The organism is Burkholderia sp. Bp8998, assembly GCF_003854235.1.
Classification (GTDB): Bacteria; Pseudomonadota; Gammaproteobacteria; order Burkholderiales; family Burkholderiaceae; genus Burkholderia.
This window is the reverse complement of record NZ_QTQF01000026.1, coordinates 1-22,023: the sequence shown is the minus strand read 5'-3', so window position 1 is coordinate 22,023 and position 22,023 is coordinate 1. Positions and strand designations below refer to the sequence as shown.

The window sequence follows — 22,023 nt, the reverse complement described above, 5'->3', positions numbered from 1 at the left end:
GGCAACTGCGCGGAACGAAGACCGGATGCGGCCGTTGCCGGCCAATTGGTCAGCCGTGCAACGAACTGAAAGCGTACATGCCGCGTGTTGCGACGATGGCGGCGAAAAACGGAGTGATCGACTGCCCGGCGCGGTCGGTTTGCCGCTCGTCGACTTGTTTTTGTAAAGAAGCCACGGGCCGGATCGAACGACGCGTGCCCGTTCAACAGGCACGCGTCGTCACGCTCAGATGTGACCCAGCAGCACCAGTATCACGACGACGAGGACGATCAGCCCGAGCGAGCCCGATGGCCAGTAACCCCAGCTTCGGCTGTGCGGCCAAGCAGGAAATGCTCCGATCAGTAGCAGAATCAGAACGATGATAAGTATCGTACCGAGCATCGCGTCCCTCCTGAAGTTATTCGACATGACGGTGCCTGCTGGCGCAATTCCCGTGCCGCCGTGCGCGGCCGTCGGCTCAAGGGGCGAAAGCCCTCTGTTTTCCTGTCGAGGATTCATGCGATGAATACCATCCGATTCAGAAAATAAATTTCAAAAATGCAAGCCCGGTCGCTATGCTGGGCCTTCGGTTTCCCTTCTGGCGGGCAGGCAATGGCTGAACTCTTTCTGGTACGGCACGGGCAGGCGTCGTTCGGCGCGGACGACTACGACCGGTTGTCTTCCGCGGGCGAGCAGCAGGGTGTGTGGCTCGGCGAATACTTCGCGCGGCAGGGCCTGGCGTTCGACCGCGTGATCTGCGGCACGATGAACCGGCATGCGCAGACGGTCGACGCGATCCTGCGCGGGATGGGCCGCGAAGGCGCGCCGGTCGACCGCCATCCCGGCCTGAACGAATACGACTTCCACGGGCTGTTCGCGGCGGCGGCCAACGACTATCCGGAGATCGCGCGGCTCGCGGCCGGCTCGATGAAGGAGCATTTTCGCGCGCTGCGGCAGGTGCTGCACCTGTGGGCCGACGACAAGCTTGGCGATACCGCGCCCGAAACCTGGGCGCATTTCCAGCAGCGCGTCGCCGACGCGCGCGCCGCGATCCGCCACGGCGGCAGCCAGCGCGTGCTCGCGGTGAGCTCCGGCGGCCCGATCGCGGTAACCGTGCAGCAGGTGCTCGCCGCACCGCCGTCGAGCGCGATCGCGTTGAACCTCCAGATCCGCAACAGCAGTCTTTCGCAGTTTTTCTTCAACGCCGAAGCGTTCCACCTCGCGTCGTTCAACGGCATCCCGCATCTCGAGGATCCCGAACGCCATGCGTGGCGCACCTACGGCTGACCTCACGAACGATCGCGACGATGACGAACCCTTCCAAGCCCCTCGACGTAGCCCGCCTCACGCGCTATCTGGAAGCGCACGTGCCGGGCTTCGAAGGTCCGCTCGACATGGAGAAGTTTGCCGGCGGCCAATCGAACCCGACCTTCCTGCTGCACGCGAAGAGCGGCCGCTACGTGCTGCGCCGCCAGCCGCCCGGCGAACTGCTGAAATCCGCGCATGCGGTCGATCGCGAATTCCGCGTGCTGAGTGCGCTGTCGGGCACCGCGGTGCCGGTCGCGCATCCGTATCACCTGTGTGAAGACCGCGACGTGATCGGCAGCCTGTTCTATGTGATGAGCTTCGAGGACGGCCGGATCTTCTGGGATCCGGCGCTGCCGGAACTGCCAAAGGCCGATCGGGCGACCTGCTACGACGCGCTGCTGCGCACGATGGCGGCGCTGCACGACGTGGACGTCGACGCGGTGGGCCTGGCCGACTACGGCCGCCCCGGAAACTACTTCGAGCGCCAGATCGGCGTGTGGACGAAGCAGTATCGCGCGGCGGAAACGGAGCGCCTCGACGCGATGGAGACGCTGATCGACTGGCTGCCGAAGGCCTGCCCGGCGGACACGGGCCGTCCCGCGCTGGTGCACGGCGATTTCCGGATCGACAACCTGATGTTCGCGCGCGACGGCTATCGCGTGCAGGCCGTGCTCGACTGGGAACTGTCGACGCTCGGCAACCCGCTCGCCGATCTCGCGTATTTCTGCATGTGCCTGCGCCTGCCGTCGGGCGGCCAGGTGCGCGGGCTCGCCGGCCAGGATCGCGCCGAACTCGGCATTCCTGACGAAGCGGCGATCGTCGCGCGCTATTGCGAACTGCGCGGGATCGAGCCGATCCGCGACTGGCATTTCTATCTCGCGTTCAGTTTCTTCCGGCTCGCGGCGATCGCGCAGGGCGTGAAGGCGCGCGCGCTGCAGGGCAACGCGTCGAGCGAGCAGGCGTTGCGCGTGGGCGCGATGGCCGGCCGGCTGGCCGAAATGGCCGTCGACGTGATCGACGCGCATCGCTGACATCGACGGTAGCGCCGCGAGCACCGATCTGGCCGCGCGACGGCACGACACCACATCAATGGAGGAGCACAGCAACATGGCAACGAATCTGTTCGACCTGACGGGCAAGATCGCGCTGGTGACGGGCGCGAGCCGCGGCATCGGCGAGGAAATCGCGAAGCTGCTGGCGGAGCAGGGCGCGCACGTGATCGTGTCGAGCCGCAAGCTCGACGACTGCCAGGCGGTGGCGGACGCGATCGTCGCGGCGGGCGGCCGCGCCGAAGCGCTGGCCTGCCACGTCGGGCGTCTGGAGGACATCGCCGCGACGTTCGAGACGATCCGCGGCAAGCACGGCCGGCTCGACATCCTCGTGAACAACGCGGCCGCGAACCCGTATTTCGGGCACATCCTCGATACCGATCTCGCCGCGTACGAGAAGACGGTCGACGTGAACATCCGCGGCTACTTCTTCATGTCGGTCGAGGCCGGCAAGCTGATGAAGGCGCAGGGCGGCGGCGCGATCGTCAACACCGCATCGGTGAACGCGCTGCAGCCGGGCGACCGGCAGGGCATCTATTCGATCACGAAGGCCGCGGTCGTCAACATGACGAAGGCGTTCGCGAAGGAATGCGGGCCGTTCGGCATCCGCGTGAACGCGCTGCTGCCGGGCCTCACGAAGACGAAGTTCGCGGGCGCGCTGTTCGCCGACAAGGACGTCTACGAAACCTGGATGGGGAAGATCCCGCTGCGCCGTCACGCGGAGCCGCGCGAGATGGCCGGTACCGTGCTGTATCTGGTGTCGGACGCGGCGAGCTACACGAACGGCGAATGCATCGTCGTCGACGGCGGCCTGACCATCTGAGCGCGCGATGAAACTCGACAGCTACGCCGGGCAGGCCGTGATGATCACCGGCGCCGCGAGCGGTTTCGGCGCGTTGCTCGCGAGCGAGCTGGCCGCGATGGGCGCGCGGCTCGCGCTCGGCGACCTGAACGAAGAGGCGCTCGAACGCGTGGCCGCGCGGCTGCGCGCAGCCGGCGCCGACGTGATCGCGCAGCGCTGCGACGTGCGTGCCGAAGCCGACGTCGCATTGCTGGTCCAGGCGGCGGTCGCGGGCTTCGAACGGCTCGACGTCGGCATCAACAATGCCGGCATCGCCCCGCCGATGAAGGCGCTGATCGATACCGAGGAAGCCGATCTCGACCTGAGCTTCGCGGTGAACACGAAGGGCGTGTTCTTCGGGATGAAGCACCAGATCCGCCAGATGCTCGCGCAGCGCGAAGGCGTGATCCTGAACGTCGCATCGATGGCCGGGCTCGGCGGCGCGCCGAAGCTCGCCGCCTACGCGGCATCGAAACACGCGGTGGTCGGGCTCACGAAGACGGCCGCGCTCGAATACGCGCGCCACGGCATTCGCGTGAACGCGGTGTGCCCGTTCTACAGCACGACGCCGATGGTCACCGACAGCGACATCGGCGAGCGCCAGGACTTTCTCGCACAGGGCTCGCCGATGAAGCGGCTCGGCCGCCCCGAGGAAATCGTCGCGACGATGCTCACGCTGTGCGCGAAGGAAAACACCTATCTGACCGGGCAGGCCGTCGCCGTCGACGGCGGTGTCTCGGCCTTCTGAACCGAACGAACCGAACGAACGGAAACCGGAATCTCGAGGAGTCGATCATGGACTTTGGCTACACCCCGAAAGTGGAAGAACTGCGCGAACGCGTGCGCGCGTTCATGGACGCGCACATCGTGCCGCGCATCCGTCAGTGGAACGAGGAAGTGCATGCGGGCCAGTATCCCGTGTCGTTCATGGAGGAACTGAAGGAACGCGCGAAGGCCGAGGGGTTGTGGAACCTGTTCCTGCCGCACCTGAAGGACGACGAGCCGGGCACGGCCCTGACGAACCTCGAATATGCCCCGCTCGCCGAGATCATGGGGCGCGTGAGCTGGGCGTCGGAGGTGTTCAACTGCAACGCGCCGGACACCGGCAACATGGAACTGCTGCACATGTTCGCGACGCCCGAGCAGCGCGAACAGTGGCTGCTGCCGCTGCTACGCGGCGAGATCCGCTCGGCGTTCGCGATGACGGAGCCCGATGTGGCTTCGTCGGACGCGACCAACATCACGACGCGCATCGAGCGCGTGGGCGACGACTACGTGATCAACGGCCGCAAGTGGTTCATCACGAACGCCGCGCATCCGAACTGCAGGATCTTCATCGTGATGGGCAAGACCGATCCCGAAGCCGAATCGCACCAGCAGCAGAGCATGATCCTCGTGCCGCGCGACACGTCGGGCGTGACGATCGTGCGCAACATCACGGTGGTCAATCACTATGCGCCGGAAGGGCACTGCGAGATCACGTTCGACAACGTGCGCGTGCCGGCGCGCAACCTGCTCGGCGAGGAAGGCAGCGGCTTCGCGCTCGCGCAGGCGCGCCTCGGCCCGGGCCGCATCCACCACTGCATGCGCTCGATCGGCGCGGCCGAGCTCGCGCTGGAACTGATGATCGACCGCGCGCAGTCGCGCGAGGCGTTCGGCAAGCCGCTGACCCGGCACGGCACGATCGGCGAATGGATCGCGCGCTCGCGCATCGAGATCGACCAGGCGCGCCTGCTGGTGCTGAAAGCCGCGTGGATGATCGACAAGGTCGGTGCGAAGGCGGCGCGCAAGGAAATCTCGATGATCAAGGCGCTCGTGCCGACCGTGTACACGGACGTGTGCGACCGCGCGATGCAGGTGTTCGGCGCGATGGGCCTGAGCCCCGACACGCCGCTCGCCGACCTGTGGACCTGGGGCCGCGCGCTGCGCTTCGCCGACGGTCCGGACGAGGTGCACCTGCAGGCGATCGCGCGCATGGAGATCAAGGATGCCGTGCGCGGCTCGACCGAACCGTACCTGACGCGGCCGCCGCGCGGTTGAGTGGCGGGCCGCGAGAGAAGACGAAGTGGGCGAACGGGAGACGTACGCCGTATTAAGATGCCGGCAAGGAGATCCGGCGATGCGCCTTTCGAAGATTGATCTGAACCTGTTCGTCGTATTCGAGGCGATCTACAACAAGCGCAACCTGACGCGCGCGGCCGAGGTGCTGAACCTCACGCAGCCGGCCGTCAGCAATGCGCTGGCGCGGCTGCGCAAGACGCTGAACGACCCGCTGTTCGTCAGCACGCCAGCCGGGATGATGCCGACCCCGATGGCCGAGAACATCGTCGGCCGCGTTCGCGAGGCGCTGCAACTGCTCGATTCGAGCGCGCACGAAGGCGACGTGTTCGATCCGGCCTCGTCCGAGCGCGTGTTCCGGCTCAGTATGAGCGACCTGACCGAAGCGCTGCTGCTGCCCGCGCTCGGCGAGCTGCTGCAGACGCATGCACCGGGCATGCACGTGCGCAGCTACACGATGGACCGCCGCGAAGTGGCGACCGCGCTCGCGAACGGCTCGGTCGACATCGCGATCGACGCGCCGCTGATCGGCGATCCGCATCTGCACCAGGCGCTGCTTGTGCGCGACCGTTACGCGTGCATGATCCGCGACGATCACCCGTTCAAGGGCGACACGCTGACCATGGACGACTACCTGTCGATGGGGCACATCCACGTGTCGAGCCGCCGCAAGGGCAGCGGGCACGTCGATGCGGAACTGACGCGGCTCGGGCTGCGCCGCAACATCCAGATGCGCGTGCAGCACTACATGGTCGCGCCGCTGATCGCGATGCGCGGCGATCTCGCGCTGACGGCGCCGCTCAGGCTGCTGCAGCGCTATCCGGCACGGATTCTCGAACTGCCGTTCGAGATGCCGGGGCTCGAATACTTCTGCTACTGGCATCGCAGCGCCGATCAGGATCAGGGCAGTCAGTGGCTGCGGGAGCAGTTGATGATGCTGATGGGCGGGATGGGCGAGCTGCGGTGATGCAGGCGGGCCGCGCCTGCGTCACGTGCTTTTCGACATCGCCATCGGCACGCGCGTGCCGCACCTGACGCTCGTCGCGCTCGATCGTTCGCCGGCGGGCGCGGCGCAGCGGCTGCCGCGGGCTTGCCGCTGCTACGCGAGCAGGCGCGCTTCGAACGGGTAGTCGGACAACAACTCGACCTGCCCGTCGTCGCGCACGTATACCTGCTCTTCGAGCTTCACGCCCTCGCCCCCGGCTTCGTGACCGATGTAGCTCTCGATGCACAGCGTCATGCCGGGCTCGATCACGCCGTCGTAACCCTTTGCATCGCTATCCTCACGATGGACGATATAGGGATACTCGCCTGTCATCCCGACGCCATGCGCGAGCGCGAAATAGCGGCGTGCGCGATACGGCTGCGGGATTTTCCATGCTTTTGCGATGAACTCCTGAAACGTCGTACCGGCTTTCACGTTTTCCATGTTGGCATGGATCTGATCGTACGCGAGCCGGTAGAGGTTCTTCTGTGCGTCGGTCGCCGGGCCGTCGCCGCACAGGAACGTGCGGGAAAAGTCCGCGTAGTAGCCGAACCGGCCGACAACGTCGGTATCAAGCCCGACCAGCTCGCCCGCCTGGATCTTGCGCGGGCTGCTCTCCTGGAACCACGGGTTCGTGCGCGGCCCCGAACTGATCAGCCGAGTCTCCACGTAGTCGCCGTCCGTTGCGATCACGTGTTGATGAAGATGCGACCACAGTTCGTTTTCGCTGATGCCCGGCACGAGCGCGGCCTCGAGCTTGCGTACCCCCGCTTCCGCCGCGCGCAGCGACGCGCGGATCATCTTGATTTCGTTCGGCACCTTGATTGCGCGTGCGCGCTCGAGCGGTTCCTGTGCGTCGGAGATCTCGTAGCCGCGCGTCTGAAGTGCGAACGCGGCCGCGGATGTCGCGCTTTCGATCGCGATGCGCTTGCCGCCGCCCGATGCACGAACGAGCGCGTCGATTTCGTCCGCCCATCGTTCGGTAACCTGACGAAGCATGTCGTCACAGAAGTAGTACGAAATAGCGGTCGCCGGACGAACTTCGTCAACCGTGTCGAGCCCGTCGGCAAGAAACTCGCAGCCGGCGTACTCGAACAACACGACCTTGCCTTCGGCCGGAACGAACAAGTATCGCGCCGGATTGCGCATCGAGTACACCTGCATGTTGCGCGACCCCGTTGCATAGCGCATGTGGGTAGGGTCGAACAGGACGGCGGCGCTCAGGTCTCGCTTCTTCAGTTCGCGGCGAACCGCGGCGAGCCGGTCCCGCTGGATCTGCGCGATTTCGTCGGCGGTCGGTTCGCAATCTTCGGGACGGCGGGTCGGTCTGAGGATGGACATGGTATCGGGTATCAGGAATCGGGTTGCGAATGGAGTTGGGCGGAGAATGACGGATCAGTCGACAAGGCCGTCGGCGCGGACGAGCCGTTGTTCGGCCTCGAGATGCATTTCCGAGACACGGCCGTACAACTGGCGTGTGCGCTCGAGGCGGCCGATCACGCCGGGCTTCTTCGAGTACGCGAAGATCGCCGTGTGACGCTCGCGCTCGCCCTCGACGCGCGCGACGCGATGCAGCGAGAAGCGGCCCTTGAACAGTTGCAGATCCCCCGGGCGCAACGTGATCACGCGGACTGGCTCGCGTGTCTCGCCGCGCACCACGCGCCCGACCTCGCCGTAGTTCTCGCCTTCCGGCGAGCGGATACCGGGGCAGTACTCGAAGTCGCCGCCGGCGGCCGGTTGCTGGGTCATCATCGACACGATGAATTCGTTCGTGTCGTAGTGCCACGGCTGCTCCGTGCCGGGCGGCAGCACGTTTTGCACGAGGCCGGCGTACGGATCCGCGTACTCCCATACGCGCGCCTCGCCGAGGCACGCGGCGATGAAGGATTTCATCGACTGGGCGACGTACAGGCGATGAATGATTGCATCGGCCGGAATGACGTCGCGCGTGACGAAGCCGCTGGTACGATCCATGAACACGCGGCGAGGATCGTCAGCCGGCAGCGACGGATCGTCGGCCGTGAAATACGCATTGACCTTGCGGTGCGAGTAGAACGTCTTCGCCGCCAGGGCGCGGCCCTCGGCGCGCGCCAGTTCGAGGGCGGCCGGCCGCAGGAAATCGTGCAGCACGGCGCTGCCGTGGCCAGCGAGTTCTTCGCGGCAGGCCGCTATCAACTCGCGCATCCGGGGATGATCCGGGGCGTGCAGCGGATAGCGGTCGGTATCGACGATGTCGCCGAGGTCCATACATTCGGCATCGGCAAGCGGCAGGTTGACGGTCATGTTTTGACTCCAGGAAGGGAAATGCATCGGCACGGTCGCGGCGCGGGATGCTTGCCGCGGATATCGATCATCGTTCGTCAACCAGAATGTTTCAGGAAACGAGTTATTCCGATTGCCCAAGCGGAACCGTCAATGAATACACCGGCAGGCACGCCGTGCGGTGGCCACGGCAGACCGCGCACGGTTGCCCGGTTCGGTACCTAGCGCAGCCATGCGTCGACGCGCTCGCGGTTCGCCGCGATCCAGCGTGCGACGCCCTTCTGCGGGTCGGCATCGCCCTCCGCGCGAATGTCGTTCATCAGCGAGCCGAGCGTCTGGTCGTCCATCTTCCAGGCGCCGAGCCAGTGCGAGATATCCGGATGCGCACGGCCGAATCCGGCGGTCGCGATCGCGTAGATCGCATCCGGCTGCCCGAACACCTGCTTCGGGTCCTTCAGGTAGTGCATCGGATACTTCGCCCAGACCCAGTGCGGATTCCACAGCGTGACCACGATCGGCTCGCGACGCTTTGCCGCACGTTCGAGCGCAAGCAGCATCGCGGCCTCGGATGACGGCAGCACCGTGTAGTCGAGCCCATACGCGGTGCGCGCCTGGGCCGTCAGTTTCATCAGGCCGCTGCCCGGTTCGATGCCGAAGATCATCGGCTTGCCATCGTGCTGAAACTGCGCGGCGCGTGCACTCAACTGGTCGACGCTATCGACGTCGACATAGTCCGGCACGGCGAGGCCGAGCTGAGCGCGCGGAAACCAGGGCCCGATCTTTTCGACCCGCGATTTCACGCTGTCATAGGGGGCGGCATCCGCCGACGGCAGCCAGACTTCGAACGTGAGGTCGAGCTTGCCTTGCGCGACTGCGCTGTAAATGATCGCCTTGTCGCCCGGTCGCAGCGAGACCGTATAGCCCTTTTGCGCGAGCAGTGCCTTCCACAGGTTCGCAACCGCGATATTTTCGGCCCAGTTGTTCACGCCGATCGTGATCGTGCGGTCGTCGGCTGCGGTTGCGGGATGGGCGCCGGCGATCAGGCCGGTGAGCAGAAGCAGCCGGGGCAGCAGGCGGCCGGCGCGACGGAGGATCGGGCGGAAAAGCCGATGGAAAAATAGTGAGGGGATCATGTGCGAATCTCGATTTCGATAGGGTGGACGAGGGCGCGCGATACGGGCTGCATCGCGCCGGGCGAGTCGGGCCGTGTCGGATCGGCGAAGGTTGTGAGCGGAATTATTTTGATCAATAATCGGCTCGCTCACCGCCATCTTTCGGATGTCAAATTCTTTTTGAAAACGAGTAATTTCGATGGCTTCTATCAGCGGACCCGATTGGTCGAAACTCAGCTCGCTGGATCCGGAATTGATTCGCGCGTTTGTCGCGGTGGTGGATACGGGCGGTTTCACGTCCGCTGCGAGGCAATTGCACCGGACGCAATCGACGATCAGTCTGCGGATCCGCACGCTCGAGGAGCGGCTCGGCACGCCCCTCGTCCTGCGCGGCGGCCGCCGGCTCGCATTGTCGCGCGATGGCGAGAATTTCCTGATTCACGCGCGCCGGATCATTCAGGTCCAAAGCGAGGCGATTGCCGCACTGAATCGAAGCAGTTCGTCGCAGCGTGTCATTCGTTTCGGATTGCCTGAGGATTACGCGGAGCTTTGGCTGCCGGATTTGCTGAAACGCTTCCATGAATTGCGGCCCAGCGTTCAGCCGCACATTCATTGCCGGATGTCGCTCGAACTGCTCGACCGCCTGAATGCGGGCGAGCTCGACCTCGCGCTCGTCGTCCGGCATGGGCCGCGCCCCGGTGGTCACCCGCTCGGCAGTGAGTCGGTCGTGTGGGCCGCGCATCGGGATTTTCAGCTCGACCGGCAAGCCTCGGTACCGCTCGCGCTGTTTCCCGAAACCTGTTGTTACCGGCAGCGCGGGCTCGCGGCGCTCGCCGATATCGAGCGGCCGTGTCATATCGTCTATACGAGCCAAAGCCCCACGGGGATCCGGATTGCGGTTAATCACCGCGCGGCGGTGACCATCATCGACCGTTGCACGTTGCCCGCCAACTGGCGGGTGCTCGACGCGAACGACGGGTTGCCGCCGCTGCCGCCCGCCGATCTCGAACTGCATCTCTCGTCTGGAATTCACGATCCGTCGACCGACGATCTGGCGGCGCTGATCGCATCGATGGTCGAGGCGCGGCGGTGCTCGCCGGTCGAGGCAGCCTGACGCCGGCTCCGTGGCCTGCGTCGCTGTCGCGTCAGACCGGATACGCGCCCGACGTCCTGCGGGGTGGGCGACTGGACCCACTAAGGATTGTCGTCGAAGCGTGACGATGGCGGCCGGCGCTTCATGTCCTTCAGCCAGTCCTTGACCTTGCCCGGATCGTCGAATTCGCGCAGCGCCGCGTTCAGGTCGTGGATGCTGCGCTGCATGCCGGCAATGTCGCGTGTGAGTATGCGGATGACGGTATCGGGCGCGACCTTGGTGGACGACGCGATGCCGTACGTGCGCCGGAAACTGGTCTCGACGTGCTGGATCTCCTGGTCGAGCTCGCGCAGTTGTTCCTCCAGGATGCCGTTGTAGCGCGTGAGCCGCGCTTCGCTGAGCCCGTCGATCGCACGCCGGTCGATCTGCTCGATCTCCAGTTGCAGTTCCAGCAGCTGCAACAGATTGCCCTTCGCATAGGCGTGGTTGACCCGCTGCATCAGCACGGTCTTGCGTTCCTGCTCGCGCGGATCGGTTTCGCGATCGGGATGCAGCGCGCTGGCAAGCTTGCGATAGATCTCGCGGATCGACTTGCTCGATTCGGCCTGCTCGGCTGCGATCCTCGCCTGCGCGGCCGATTGCTTCGGCGCCTTCTTGCGCTTCGCGCGCTGGGCCTCGCGGGCTGCGTGAGCGGCCATGTCTCGCTCGAACTGTGCGTCGAGTTCAGCCTGCATCCGCTCGGCAAGTTCGTCGGGCGACAGCGTGTCAAGGTCGTCGGCCGGTTCCATGGCGGGCATCGGCATCGGTTCCCGCTTCATCGGTTCGGGATCGGCCGCGGCGTTGCCGGCGTCGTCGAATGCGCGATGCCGGTTGTAAATGACCGTCAGCGCCGCGTCGTCGCTGACGGTCAGCAGGTCGCGCGCCATGTCGGCGATCAGGTCGGACAGCGTGCGCTGCGCGGCCTTGCTCAGTCCCTTCTGCAGGAAGGCGTCGTCGAGCAGATGGATCAGCCTGATCCGCAGCGCCGTCGCTTCCTGTTCGAGCGGCAGCAGCGCGTCGACGAATTTCTTCTGGAAGGCCGGCACGACGGCTTCCCACGCACCGAGCCGCTCGCGCCGCGTTTCGATGCGCTTGACGAGCGTATTGAAGGTTTTCTGGGCTTTCGACAGGCTGGCTGTCTCGTGACCGGGCGCGATGGCGACCGCGGCACCGCGACGTGCGGTCATGGTGAATGTCCTCCGGCCGCGGCAGGGGGCGCGGCAGGCCGGTATTCTAGCCGGATGGGCGCGCGCCCACCGGCCTGTGGCGTTACAGCACCGCCATCGACTCCGTCATGTTCTGCTTCATGTAGTCGAGGAAGCGCTTCTGGAACAGCATCGTGTGCTCGTGCGCGGCCTGTTCGGCGGCGTCCGCATCGCGCCGCACGATCGCGGCCGATCCCGCCCTGTCTCAACGAGAACTTGAGCGGCGAGGCGGTCGGGTTTGCGCCGGGGAGCGGTCGGACTACCTGGCGACGCGAGCACAACCGTATGACGGAGTGGGCGAGCACGATGTCGCCGTGCCGTCGGTCTCAGAACAATTGCCCCTGCCCCGAAATCACGCGTTCGAAATCGTCGCGCAGGAACGGCAGGATCGCATCGGCGACCGGCTGCAGCTGGCGGCTCACGTAGAACGCGTAGTCGATCGGCGAGCGCATCGTCTCGAGCGGTTCCGGGCCGGCCGTCGTCATCACGTAGCTGATCCAGCCGCCGCGCTGGTACTGCAGCGGCCGGCCGCGCGCCTGGTTGAATTCGTCGGCGATCCGCGCGGCACGCACGTGCGGCGGCACGTTGCGCTGATATTCGCTCAAAGGGCGCCGCACCCGCTTGCGATAGATCAGTTGCGCGTCGTATTCGCCGGCGAGCGTGCGCCGCACGTAGTCGCGAATGAAGTCCTGGTACGGCTCGCGTTTGAACACGCGCCGATAGAGTTCGCGCTGGAATATCTGCGCGAGCGGCGTCCAGTCGGTGCGCACCGTTTCGAGCCCCTTGAACACGAGGTCCTCGCCGCCGTTCGCCGCGCGCGCGAGGCCCGCATAGCGCTTCTTGCTGCCTTCCTCCGCGCCGCGCACGGTCGGCATCAGGAAGCGGCGGTAATGCCGCTCGTACTGCAGCTCGAGCGCGCTTTCGAGCCCGAAGCGATCGCGCAGGTGCGTCTGCCACCAGCGGTTCACGTGCTCGACGAGCGCGCGGCCCTTGGCGGCGGCCGCGTCGTCGTCGTGCTCGCGCCCGAGCCACACGAAGGTCGAATCGGTATCGCCGTAGATGACTTCGTAGCCCTGCGCCTCGATCAGCTCGCGCGTGCGATGCATGATCTCGTGGCCGCGCATCGTGATCGACGACGCGAGGCGCGGATCGAAGAACCGGCAGCCGGTCGAGCCGAGCACACCGTAGAACGAATTCATGATGATCTTCAGCGCCTGCGACAGCGGCGCGTTGCGCTGGCGTTTCGCTTCGTCGCGGCCTTCCGACACGCGCCGCACGATGTCGGGCAGGCAATGCGCGGTGCGCGAGAAGCGCGCGCCGAGAAAGCCGGGCACCGACGTGTCGTCGCCCGGATGCGCGAGCCCTTCGATCAATCCGGCCGGATCGATCAGGAACGTGCGGATGATCGACGGATACAGGCTCTTGTAGTCGAACACGAGCACCGAGTCGTACAGGCCGGGTCGCGAATCCATCACGAAGCCGCCCGGGCTGTTCTGCCCGGTCACGTCGCCGAGGTTCGGCGCGACGTAGCCGAGCCGGTGCATGCGTGGCAGGTACAGGTGCGTGAACGCGGCGACCGAGCCGCCGGTGCGATCGGCCGCGAGGCCCGTGACGGTCGCGCGTTCGAGCGCGAAGGACAGCAGGTCGGCCTTGTCGAAGATGCGCGTGACGAGTTCGCAGTCCTTCAGGTTGTAGTGCGCGAGCGCGGGCTTGTCGTGATCGAAGCGGCGCTGGATCTCGTCCATCCGCTGATACGGATTGTCGATCGACTTGCCTTCGCCGAGCAGCGACTGCGACACGTATTCGAGGCTGAACGACGGGAACGTCCACGTCGCCGATTTCAGCATGTCGATGCCGTCGAGGATCAGGCGGCCGGCCGCACCGGCGAAGAAGTGGTCGGGCTGCTGGCCGTGCGCGCGCCACTCGAGCACGCTGCCGCCGCGCCCGAGCTTCAGCGGCACGCCGTATTGCTCCGCGTGCGCATGCAGGATGCGCAGGTCGAACTGCACGAGGTTCCAGCCGATCACCGCATCGGGATCGTGCACGGCGAACCAGTCGTTGAGCCGCGCGAGCATGTCGGGCCGGCTGTCGCAGTAGTCGAGGCGGAAGTCGACGGCCGGCGCGTCGCCGTTCGGCGGGCCCAGCATGTAGACCTGCCGCTGTCCGCAGCCTTCGAGCGCGATCGAATACAGCTCGCCGTGGACGCTCGTCTCGATATCGAGCGACACGCAACGCAGTGTCGGTCGATAGCCGGTCGCGGGCTTCAGTTCGCCGTCGGTCAGCGTGCCGTCGCGGCCGGCCGTGCCGCGAAACTGCACGGGCGCCGTGATGAAGCGCTCCATCGTGTAGCGGTCGGGCGGCTGCACGTCGGCTTCGTAGACGTCGACACCGGCCGCGGCGAGGCGTTTCTGGAGCCCGGACAGATGGCGGTAGCGGCGGCAGTAGAGGCCGGCGACCGCACGCTGACGGAAGTCGCGCAGCGCGAGCGGGCGCAGTTCGGCATCGCGCTCGCCGGCCAGCGTGCGTTCCGCGAGCGCCTGCTGCTCGGCCGGCACGAACGCGACGGCTTCCTGCGGGCGCAGCCGCACACGGCGCGGACCGTGTTCGGTTGCCAGCCAGAACTCGATCTCGATGCCGGATGCGGTGTCCCGCCAGTGGCGGGTGAGGATGAAACCCTGCTCGAACGCCGTCAAAACCCTTGCTCGTCGTGGATGCCCAGGCGGCGGATTTTAGCGCCTCTCGCGCGGTTCCCGCCGAAGGCGCCGCTGCCGGCATCAGGTGGCGGGAAGCCGCCGCGCGACCCGCCATGCGGTGCGCGCCGTCGCGATGCGCGCCGGCACGTGTTCAGCCGTCACGATACTGCCGGGATACCGATGCGAATGCCCGGCGCAGGGCAGGATCGCGGTGGGCAAGCCCATCGTCATGGCGGGTGTCGACGGCGGCCGACACCTAAGCCGGCATCGATGCGAAATCCCGCTTCAGGTGTTCCGGCCGCTGCGGCCGCTGATACAGGTAGCCCTGTGCATACTGGATCCCGACCGCCTGCAGCGCGCGATGCTGCTCCTCCATTTCCACGCCCTCGGCAATGATCTTCAGGTCGTAGTGGTGCGCGAGCGCCGCGATCCCTTCGATCAGCCTTGCATTGCCGGTGGTCAGTTGCGAGATGAACTGGCGATCGATCTTCACGTAGTCGAACGGAAAGCGCGACAGCATGTCGAGATTGCTGTGATGGGTGCCGAAGTCGTCGATCGCGAATTTCGCACCCGTCGCGCGCAGCGCGGCGAACATCGCGGTGGTGCGCGCGTTTTTTTCGAGCAGGATGCGCTCGGTCACTTCGAGGACCAGGGTGAAGCCCGGCGGCAGCCGGCGGATCGTGTCTTCGACGACGGACACGAAGCGCGCGCGTTCGAGATCCTTCGGCGCGACGTTGATCGCGATGCGCAGCGGCATCGACGGTGTGAGCGCGGTCAGTTCCGACACGGCCGTCCGAAGCACGAATTCGGTCACCTTCGGCAGAATCGCGCTCGATTCGACCTGCGGCACGAACACGGCCGGGCTGATTGCCCCCCATTTCGGATGATGCCAGCGCAGCAACGCCTCGACGCCCACGGTCCTGCGCGTGTCGACGTCGACGATCGGCTGGTACACGACATGGAACTCGTTGCGGTTCAGCGCATTGTGCACGGCCTTCAGCAGCAGCCGGCGCGGCGCCATCGCGAGCAGGTAGGCCGCCGCGACGAGGCCGTTCACCAGCAGTGCGATCGTCACGCAGATCAGCCGATACTGCCGAAGCACCTGCGAGACGTAGGCTTGCGACGAGATGACGGAAACCGTGAACGGCCAGGTGCTCGACGCGATCGCGCTGCCCGCCGCCGGGGCCGCGCCGAACGGCGGCACGAACGCGCCATGCTGATCGAGGCCGCCCGTGCCCTCGACCGACAGCGTGGCCGTTTCCGCGCCGAAGCGGGTACCGTGCGCGAGCACGTCCGCCACATAGTCGCCTTCGACCAGATACAGGACGCCCGATCGGGGTGCGGTCGCGCGAAACGCCGCCAGCACCGGAACGCGATGCTGAAACGGCGTCTGCGGGATCAGCGCGATGGCGGTCATCCCCGGTTCCGGCGCGCGTATGTAGCTGTCGAGCGGGACGTCGATCGCGCCCAGCGCCGACGAGCAGGTGACGCGACCGTTGTTGGCCAGCCCGACGGCGCGAAGATAACGCAGGTGAGTGCCTACTTCGGCAAGTGTCCGGAAGATCGCCGAGCAGGGCCGTCCGACCAGCGCGTTCAGTTCGTCCGGGTGCCGTGAGCGAACGCCGTCAAGGATGTGGTTGACCGAGACCACGATGTCGTTCGCGACGACGCGTTCGCGCCGGGCAACCGATTCGCGCGCGAGGCGATCGGCGACGACGAACGCCAGCACGAGCACGAGCATGGAGATGAGCAGGGCAACGGACAAGATGATGTGCGGCCACACCCCGCTGCGCTGGAACGCGGGCTTCGGGCCCGGCGCGGGCATGGAGGTTCCTCGGATCGCATTTGTTGTTGTACGCATGGGTATGCAGGTCGAACCGTTCGGTGGAAAGACGCGGAGCATGCGCCGTGCCGGGCCGGGGCACGGTAATTCGCGCCGATAGCGGCGCGCTGGTCGATTCTACGCTCGCGAATCGCATCAGGGGGGGCCGTGGCGGGATCGGGGGTGACGCGTTTCTTGATGCATGCATTGACTATGCATGTAGGTTGGCATCGCACGCGCGAAAAGAGCCCCAGCCGCATCGGTGTGCGGCCGGGACAGAAGACACCTTCTCTTGGCACGAGGATGGTGCGCCGGAAGTATATGTCGTGATGCGGGATTGCGAAATATTATTAGTCAAAAAATGGCGTAATTTCTTGATTGATGCTCCACAAGAAATATTTGCATGACGCGTCACATCCGGCAATCCAGCGACTGGATCGCCGTGAACGAGGTTCATCCCGCGTGCTGCCGTTTTTTCAGCGCGCGTGCAGGCAGGGACGGTCGCGCGTCAGAAGTCGTCGCGCATCTTGTGGAGCAGGTCGCGGGGCGATTGATGCGTGTCCACGGCGGTGAGGACGTCGGTCAGGAACCAGGGCAGGTTCAGTTGCGTGTCGGAATCGCCGACGCACACACGGATCGGCGGGGCCTTCGACGCGGCGTGGGCCCCGGGCGTCGTGGCGGCGGACGTGGAGGACGGTACGCAGTTTCTCGCTTGCTGCGGAACCGACGACGCGGCCGTGCCGGCGAGCGCCTGCAAGCTGGCGGCGGCAAGCACGATCAGGATGGCGAACGGGGCGGCGCGTTTCATGTGAATCTCCGGCGGTTCAGGTTCGACACCGTCGGCGAATCGGAGTTCGGCGCCGTCAATGGCGGTCGGCGATCAGCGTTCTGGCCCCGCAGGCCGCAAGGCATGATGTCGTCCGTCCACGCCGGGCGCTCGAAGCCGAGACGACGGGCTTCGTCATAGGCCATCATGAGTGCCCTCATCTCCGTCCACATGCCGTAGTAATGCGCGACGAATGTGCTCCGGTTCGCCATGAACCGCGGCGTATTGATGACGATCGGGCTGAGTACATCCGTGTCGGCGAGAAATCCGGCGTCATTCAGCGCTTCGATGAAATAGAACTGATCGCCGTCGTGCGCGTAGACGGACGAACGGTCAGGCGGTTTCCGGATGCGCGTCATCAGCCCGCGCAGCATCGCGTCGTTTTCCGCGGTGCGTGAGGACACGGTGGTCAGGCACGCGGCACTCTCCGAATGGTGGGGCGGCGACGTTTCCGGCACCGCTCAGCGCGTTTCACACGCGATGGTGTCATTGGCCTGTGCGCCGAGCGCGCGCTTGATCGTCCGCGGATGCACATTGAAATGCGCGGCGACTTCCACGACCGATCGTGTCTCGAGCAGGACGCGGGCGTGAGCGCACTGATCGGGCGTCATCTGCGGTTTGCGTCCGAGCTGCTTGCCGCGTGCGCGCGCGGCCGCCAATCCCGCACGGGTGCGTTCACTGATGAGGCTGCGTTCGAATTCCGCCAGCGCACCCATCATGTGAAACACCAGCCGCCCGCCCGGTGAGGCCGTATTGATCGATTCGGTTAGCGAAATGAAGTCCACGCCGCGGCGGGCCAGGAAGTTGATCAGGTCGATCAGCTTGCTCAGCGAACGGCCCAGCCGGTCGAGACGCCAGACGACGAGCGTGTCGCCTTTCATGAGTTTCTTGAGGGCCGCGTCGAGGCCCGGGCGATGGAAGTCCGCGCCGGAGATGCCCTGATCGGAAAAAACGACTTCGCACCCCGAGCGCGTGAGCGCATCGATCTGGAGTCCGAGACTCTGCTCGTCCGTCGAGATGCGGGCATACCCGATATTCATGACCCGGCTCCCGGTGCGACATCGACCGCGCGTCGGCGCGCGCGGCCGTACTTATGCGCTGTATCCATCACGATGCGCCGGTCGGCGATGGCTGGCGCGCGGGCGCGGGATGGGCTGCACGGACGGCTGATGCCTCGCTGGAGGCATTCCTGGGTTCCCGTTGGGGCGGGACGAAATGACAAACATGCTTGCTCAAGGCCCTGATTCCCTTGTTCCCCTGCGGGAATTGTTCTCATGAAAGACAACGGTGACACGGCGGCCCGGCGTTGCCGGCCAGTGGATTGCAAAGAATGGTGAATTCCCGTGTCACGGGGCAAATATTACTGGACGCAAAGGGACGTTTTTGTCCGACAACGCTTACAGAAAACGAACCCAGTAATGACGGGCGTTTGCGCGTATCGGTAATTTTTTTTGTAACTCTGATGCAAACGTCCGTTTGTGTCTTTCATTCCTTTCCGCTCCGGGTTCTTCGGGATTCTTCGGGAAGCTGGAGTAAGGAGGAAGGTGCATCGGATGAAGCGCCGAGGGTCTGAAAAAAAGGCCTGGGATGGTCGGGGAGGTATGGAGATGGGTTCCGCTTTGCTCATAAAAGTCGTCAATCGACCGGCGTTGATAGGTCGCTTCGGTCGCACGTTCATGGAGGCAATCGACCTCGAACTCGGCGAGCGCGCACAGCAGTTGTGCGGTGAAGGGGCGCGGGTGTGGACGACCGGCGACGGGCATCTGTTGATATCCGAGATGGTGTCGCGGGCAGGATTCGAGGGTCGTTCGGAGACGAACTTTCCGACGGCAAGCTGGCTACTTCGATTGAGCGGGAGACGGAAACCGCACTCGCAGGCGGCGTGGCTTGCCGATTTGCGTGCGAGGTGGGTTGGCGATGGCGTGACGCCGGTGACCGAGGCGCGGCGTGGAAGGTCGGGCGCCGAGGTGTTGACGCGGGCCGATCTGGAGATCGCGGGCACCGTCCTGCGTGCAATGAAGGACGACGAGATTTCGCTGGTGATGTCGCCGGTGTATGCGTCGGACGACACGCGCAAGGTGCTCTATTTCACCTGTACGACGTGGTGTCGTGCATTCGACGACGGGAAATCGGCGCCGAGCGCGTACCTGCCGAGTATCGCGCGGACGGGATTGATGCGTTATTTCGACCGCTACGTGCTCAAGCGCGTGCTTGACCTGTTGAGGCTCTCGCCGGAACTGAGTATCGGTGTGAGTCTGTCAGGTCAGAGTCTCGTGGACGGATTGCAGTGGGAAGACCTGCTCGATCAGCTCTATGCATCGCCCGACGTGGCTGCGCGTCTTGTGGTTGAGGTTGCCGAGTGCGCCGAAATCGAAGCAAGAGGTGCTCGAGCCTTTATCGCGCGGCTCAAGGCGCTTGGGTGCCGTATTGCGATTGACGAATACGGGCTGGCTTACGGCATTGGCGTGGGCATGGCCATTCCCGATCCGGATATCGTGAAGATCGCGCCCAAGTTCATTGCGGCGGCGCGTCGCAATGATCACGCACTGGGCAAGCTTCGACGTCTGGCGGGATTGGCTGAGAGCATCGCACGGGAGGTCGTGGTGAGCGGCGCGAACGGCGACACGGACCTGGAGATTGTCCGGAATATAGGAGCCGGGTGGGTGCAGGGCTATTGAATATAGCCGTGTTCCGCGGATAACAAGCAAGACGATATCCGTCACGGGACTGGGTGGTGCCCCGATGCCACGAGACGCATTCGTTTGATGCGCGAAGTAGTGGTTCTGAATCAAATTGACTGATTGTGTGTTCGACGCCTGGATCAAGGTCGATATCAAAAATCAGAGTATTAGGATTGCGAAATATATTTTCGCGGAATGGCCTGACTGGCTTTGTGACGACTAGGGTGTAGCTATGAATCGCGCATATCGAACTGTATGGAACGAGGCATTGGGTACGTGGGTCGCGGCCTCGGAACTCGATTCTGCACGAGGAAAGGGAGGGCGTTCAGCGGCGAGCAAGGTGATTGTCGGAGTACTGCTTTCGGTATTCGCAGCTTCGACGTATGCGAATACCTATGCTTCGGTAGAATCATGCAGTTCTGTTACAGGCACCTCCACCCTCCTCGGAAGGACTTGGGGACCTACCACGTCTGGTCAGACAGATGGCAGCGGGACATTTTCGTCCGTTGGCGGCTGCAACGCAAATGGCGGCGGTTTTCTGTCAGTGACGCTGTTTGGATCGTGGACGACAGCTACGGGTGACGGGGCTACGATGTTTGGCTTCGGTACGACCGCCGGGAAAGGGGGCTCTGCGTTCGGTCTCTACGCCACTGCGTCAGGGTTGACCAGCACGGCGCTGGGCTTCAGTTCGACTGCCAGCACGACGAATGCGACGGCCATCGGCCCGACTGCGATAGCGAGCGGAACGGGCTCGGTTGCGCTTGGCGGCAACGCTACGGCGGGTGCGCATGCCAGTGGTCAGGACACTATCGCGGTAGGCGGTCAGTCTTCTGTCGTGTCGACGGCAACGTCCGGCATCGCAATAGGGCGTGGCGCGACAGTCAATGGCGCATTCGGAATCGCGCAGGGCGATGGCGTCGTTTCCGGCGCGACGGGTCAGAACGTCGCGATCGGCTCCAGCGGTACAACGGCTAATAGCGCGACGTCGGTCGGCGGCGCTGTTGCGATCGGTCGCGGCCAAACGGCGACGGGCAACGGTGCGGTCGCGATTGGCGATCCGAACTCGGCGATCGGCACGGGCGCCGTCGCGCTCGGTGCCAATGATTCATCGAATGGCCAGGGCGCGGTCGCGATCGGCAATGCCAACTCCGCGACCGGCCAAGGATCGGTCGCATTGGGCAACAGTAGCACGGCCACCTCGGCTGGCGGCGTCGCGATCGGCGACACTGCCGTCTCCGGCGCCACGAACGCGCTGGCTTTCGGCACGGGTTCCAATGCGAACGTGGCGGGCTCGGTCGCACTCGGCTCCAATGCCGTTACGACCGGCACGGCGAACACAGCAACCGGGGGCACTGGCGTCGTTAGCAACACCACGATCGGCAGTCAGACCTTCGGTACCTACGCGGGCGCGAGCTCTGCCGCCGGCGTGGTCAGCGTCGGCGCGGCCGGGGCAGAGCGTCGTATCCAGAACGTCGCCGCTGGCCTGGTGACTGCAACGAGCACGGACGCGATCAATGGCAGCCAGCTTTTCGCAGTTGCCAGCACGACGACGTCGAGCATCACGAGCCTGTCGACTTCCGCTTCGACGGGACTCTCGTCGGCGAGCAGCTCGATTACGTCGTTGTCAACGGGCGTGAGCTCGCTGTCGACGGGCCTGAGCACGACGAACAGCAACGTGGCGTCGCTGTCGACTTCGACATCGACGACGGCTAGCTCGCTGTCGACGGGTCTGAGCACGACGAATAGCAACGTGGCGTCGCTGTCGACTTCCACATCGACGATGGCCAGCTCGTTGTCGACCGGTCTCAGCTCGACCAACAGCTCGGTCGCCTCACTGTCGACCTCGACATCGACGGGTCTGAGCACGACGAACAGCAACGTGACGTCGCTGTCGACTTCGACGTCGACGACGGCTAGCTCGCTGTCGACGGGTCTGAGCACGACGAACAGCAGCGTGACGTCGCTATCGACTTCGACGTCGACGACGGCCAGCGAACCTGTCCGCATTTTTGTGGGTGAGGCGGTTGAACAACGCGTTATCCGCGCGCCTGCATAAATCGCTCTCCGAAC

Annotated in this window: 20 protein-coding genes and 1 pseudogene; 9 read left to right on the top strand and 12 right to left on the bottom strand. The window is 65.1% G+C overall.

The annotated features are described in order from the left end of the window. Window positions 1-49: 49 nt before the first annotated feature. Together DIE06_RS39095 and DIE06_RS24070 are read right to left on the bottom strand one after the other, a co-directional pair. Window positions 50-175 carry a hypothetical protein gene (locus DIE06_RS39095; protein ID WP_260433758.1) on the bottom strand — a complete coding sequence of 42 codons (126 nt, stop codon included), beginning with the start codon at window positions 173-175 and terminating at the stop codon, window positions 50-52. A 50-nt stretch (window positions 176-225) separates the two neighbouring features. Further along, complete coding sequence (locus DIE06_RS24070) at window positions 226-381, bottom strand: DUF3309 family protein (RefSeq protein WP_124663599.1); 156 nt, start codon at window positions 379-381, stop codon at window positions 226-228. A gap of 210 nt (window positions 382-591) precedes the next feature. Here DIE06_RS24070 and DIE06_RS24065 point away from each other — a divergent pair, with 210 nt between their 5' ends. The 6 genes from DIE06_RS24065 (at window position 592) to DIE06_RS24040 (ending at window position 6,202) form a co-directional block, all read left to right on the top strand. Further along, window positions 592-1,266: a histidine phosphatase family protein gene (locus DIE06_RS24065; protein WP_124663517.1), complete on the top strand. Its 675-nt coding sequence runs from the start codon at window positions 592-594 to the stop codon at window positions 1,264-1,266. A 20-nt stretch (window positions 1,267-1,286) separates the two neighbouring features. Continuing rightward, the gene (locus DIE06_RS24060) at window positions 1,287-2,318 is read left to right on the top strand and encodes a phosphotransferase (RefSeq protein WP_124663516.1); all 1,032 of its coding nucleotides are present in this window, start codon (window positions 1,287-1,289) and stop codon (window positions 2,316-2,318) included. A 76-nt stretch (window positions 2,319-2,394) separates the two neighbouring features. Further along, window positions 2,395-3,159, top strand: coding sequence for an SDR family oxidoreductase (locus tag DIE06_RS24055; protein ID WP_124663515.1), 765 nt, complete (start codon window positions 2,395-2,397; stop codon window positions 3,157-3,159). Window positions 3,160-3,166: 7 nt separating this feature from the next. Next, window positions 3,167-3,925 (top strand): SDR family NAD(P)-dependent oxidoreductase, encoded by a 759-nt coding sequence (locus DIE06_RS24050; RefSeq protein ID WP_124663514.1) that lies wholly within the window; start codon window positions 3,167-3,169, stop codon window positions 3,923-3,925. Between the two features lie 47 nt (window positions 3,926-3,972). Further along, complete coding sequence (locus DIE06_RS24045; RefSeq protein ID WP_124663513.1) at window positions 3,973-5,217, top strand: acyl-CoA dehydrogenase family protein; 1,245 nt, start codon at window positions 3,973-3,975, stop codon at window positions 5,215-5,217. Between the two features lie 79 nt (window positions 5,218-5,296). Next, window positions 5,297-6,202 carry a LysR family transcriptional regulator gene (locus tag DIE06_RS24040; protein WP_124663512.1) on the top strand — a complete coding sequence of 302 codons (906 nt, stop codon included), beginning with the start codon at window positions 5,297-5,299 and terminating at the stop codon, window positions 6,200-6,202. Between the two features lie 132 nt (window positions 6,203-6,334). On the opposite strand, the gene DIE06_RS24035 is transcribed toward DIE06_RS24040, so the two are convergent. The 3 genes from DIE06_RS24035 to DIE06_RS24025 all read right to left on the bottom strand — a co-directional run bounded on the left by DIE06_RS24035 (window position 6,335) and on the right by DIE06_RS24025 (window position 9,891). Further along, window positions 6,335-7,561 carry a Xaa-Pro peptidase family protein gene (locus DIE06_RS24035; RefSeq protein WP_124663511.1) on the bottom strand — a complete coding sequence of 409 codons (1,227 nt, stop codon included), beginning with the start codon at window positions 7,559-7,561 and terminating at the stop codon, window positions 6,335-6,337. Window positions 7,562-7,615: 54 nt separating this feature from the next. After that, complete coding sequence (locus DIE06_RS24030; RefSeq protein ID WP_124663510.1) at window positions 7,616-8,503, bottom strand: hypothetical protein; 888 nt, start codon at window positions 8,501-8,503, stop codon at window positions 7,616-7,618. Window positions 8,504-8,703: 200 nt separating this feature from the next. Beyond that, a complete protein-coding gene (locus tag DIE06_RS24025; protein ID WP_260433757.1) occupies window positions 8,704-9,891 on the bottom strand; it encodes a glycine betaine ABC transporter substrate-binding protein in 1,188 nt (395 codons plus the stop codon). Between the two features lie 16 nt (window positions 9,892-9,907). Between DIE06_RS24025 and DIE06_RS24020 the strand changes: the two genes are divergently transcribed. Then, entirely contained in the window at window positions 9,908-10,708 is an 801-nt protein-coding gene (locus DIE06_RS24020; protein WP_409364513.1) for a LysR substrate-binding domain-containing protein, read from the top strand. Between the two features lie 80 nt (window positions 10,709-10,788). Here DIE06_RS24020 and DIE06_RS24015 read toward each other — a convergent pair whose 3' ends face one another. The 7 genes from DIE06_RS24015 to DIE06_RS23985 form a co-directional block, all read right to left on the bottom strand. Next, window positions 10,789-11,913: a J domain-containing protein gene (locus DIE06_RS24015; RefSeq protein ID WP_124663507.1), complete on the bottom strand. Its 1,125-nt coding sequence runs from the start codon at window positions 11,911-11,913 to the stop codon at window positions 10,789-10,791. A 344-nt stretch (window positions 11,914-12,257) separates the two neighbouring features. Next, complete coding sequence (locus tag DIE06_RS24005) at window positions 12,258-14,624, bottom strand: DNA polymerase II (RefSeq protein ID WP_124663506.1); 2,367 nt, start codon at window positions 14,622-14,624, stop codon at window positions 12,258-12,260. Between the two features lie 81 nt (window positions 14,625-14,705). After that, window positions 14,706-14,855 carry a hypothetical protein gene (locus DIE06_RS38425; RefSeq protein WP_185733469.1) on the bottom strand — a complete coding sequence of 50 codons (150 nt, stop codon included), beginning with the start codon at window positions 14,853-14,855 and terminating at the stop codon, window positions 14,706-14,708. Window positions 14,856-14,880: 25 nt separating this feature from the next. After that, the gene (locus DIE06_RS24000; protein WP_124663505.1) at window positions 14,881-16,527 is read right to left on the bottom strand and encodes an EAL domain-containing protein; all 1,647 of its coding nucleotides are present in this window, start codon (window positions 16,525-16,527) and stop codon (window positions 14,881-14,883) included. 427 nt (window positions 16,528-16,954) lie between these two features. Next, on the bottom strand, window positions 16,955-17,254 hold the full coding sequence (locus DIE06_RS23995) for a hypothetical protein (protein ID WP_124663504.1): 300 nt from the start codon (window positions 17,252-17,254) through the stop codon (window positions 16,955-16,957). Further along, on the bottom strand, window positions 17,251-17,646 hold the full coding sequence (locus DIE06_RS23990; protein ID WP_124663503.1) for a hypothetical protein: 396 nt from the start codon (window positions 17,644-17,646) through the stop codon (window positions 17,251-17,253). Before DIE06_RS23990 ends, DIE06_RS23995 begins: the two co-directional genes overlap by 4 nt. Before the next feature lie 87 nt (window positions 17,647-17,733). Then, the gene (locus tag DIE06_RS23985; RefSeq protein ID WP_124663502.1) at window positions 17,734-18,312 is read right to left on the bottom strand and encodes a recombinase family protein; all 579 of its coding nucleotides are present in this window, start codon (window positions 18,310-18,312) and stop codon (window positions 17,734-17,736) included. A 567-nt stretch (window positions 18,313-18,879) separates the two neighbouring features. Here DIE06_RS23985 and DIE06_RS23980 point away from each other — a divergent pair. Continuing rightward, a complete protein-coding gene (locus DIE06_RS23980) occupies window positions 18,880-19,950 on the top strand; it encodes an EAL domain-containing protein (protein ID WP_185733463.1) in 1,071 nt (356 codons plus the stop codon). Window positions 19,951-20,185: 235 nt separating this feature from the next. Continuing rightward, window positions 20,186-21,946 (top strand): annotated as a pseudogene (locus DIE06_RS23975) (ESPR-type extended signal peptide-containing protein); the annotation flags it as partial. Window positions 21,947-22,023 lie beyond the last annotated feature (77 nt).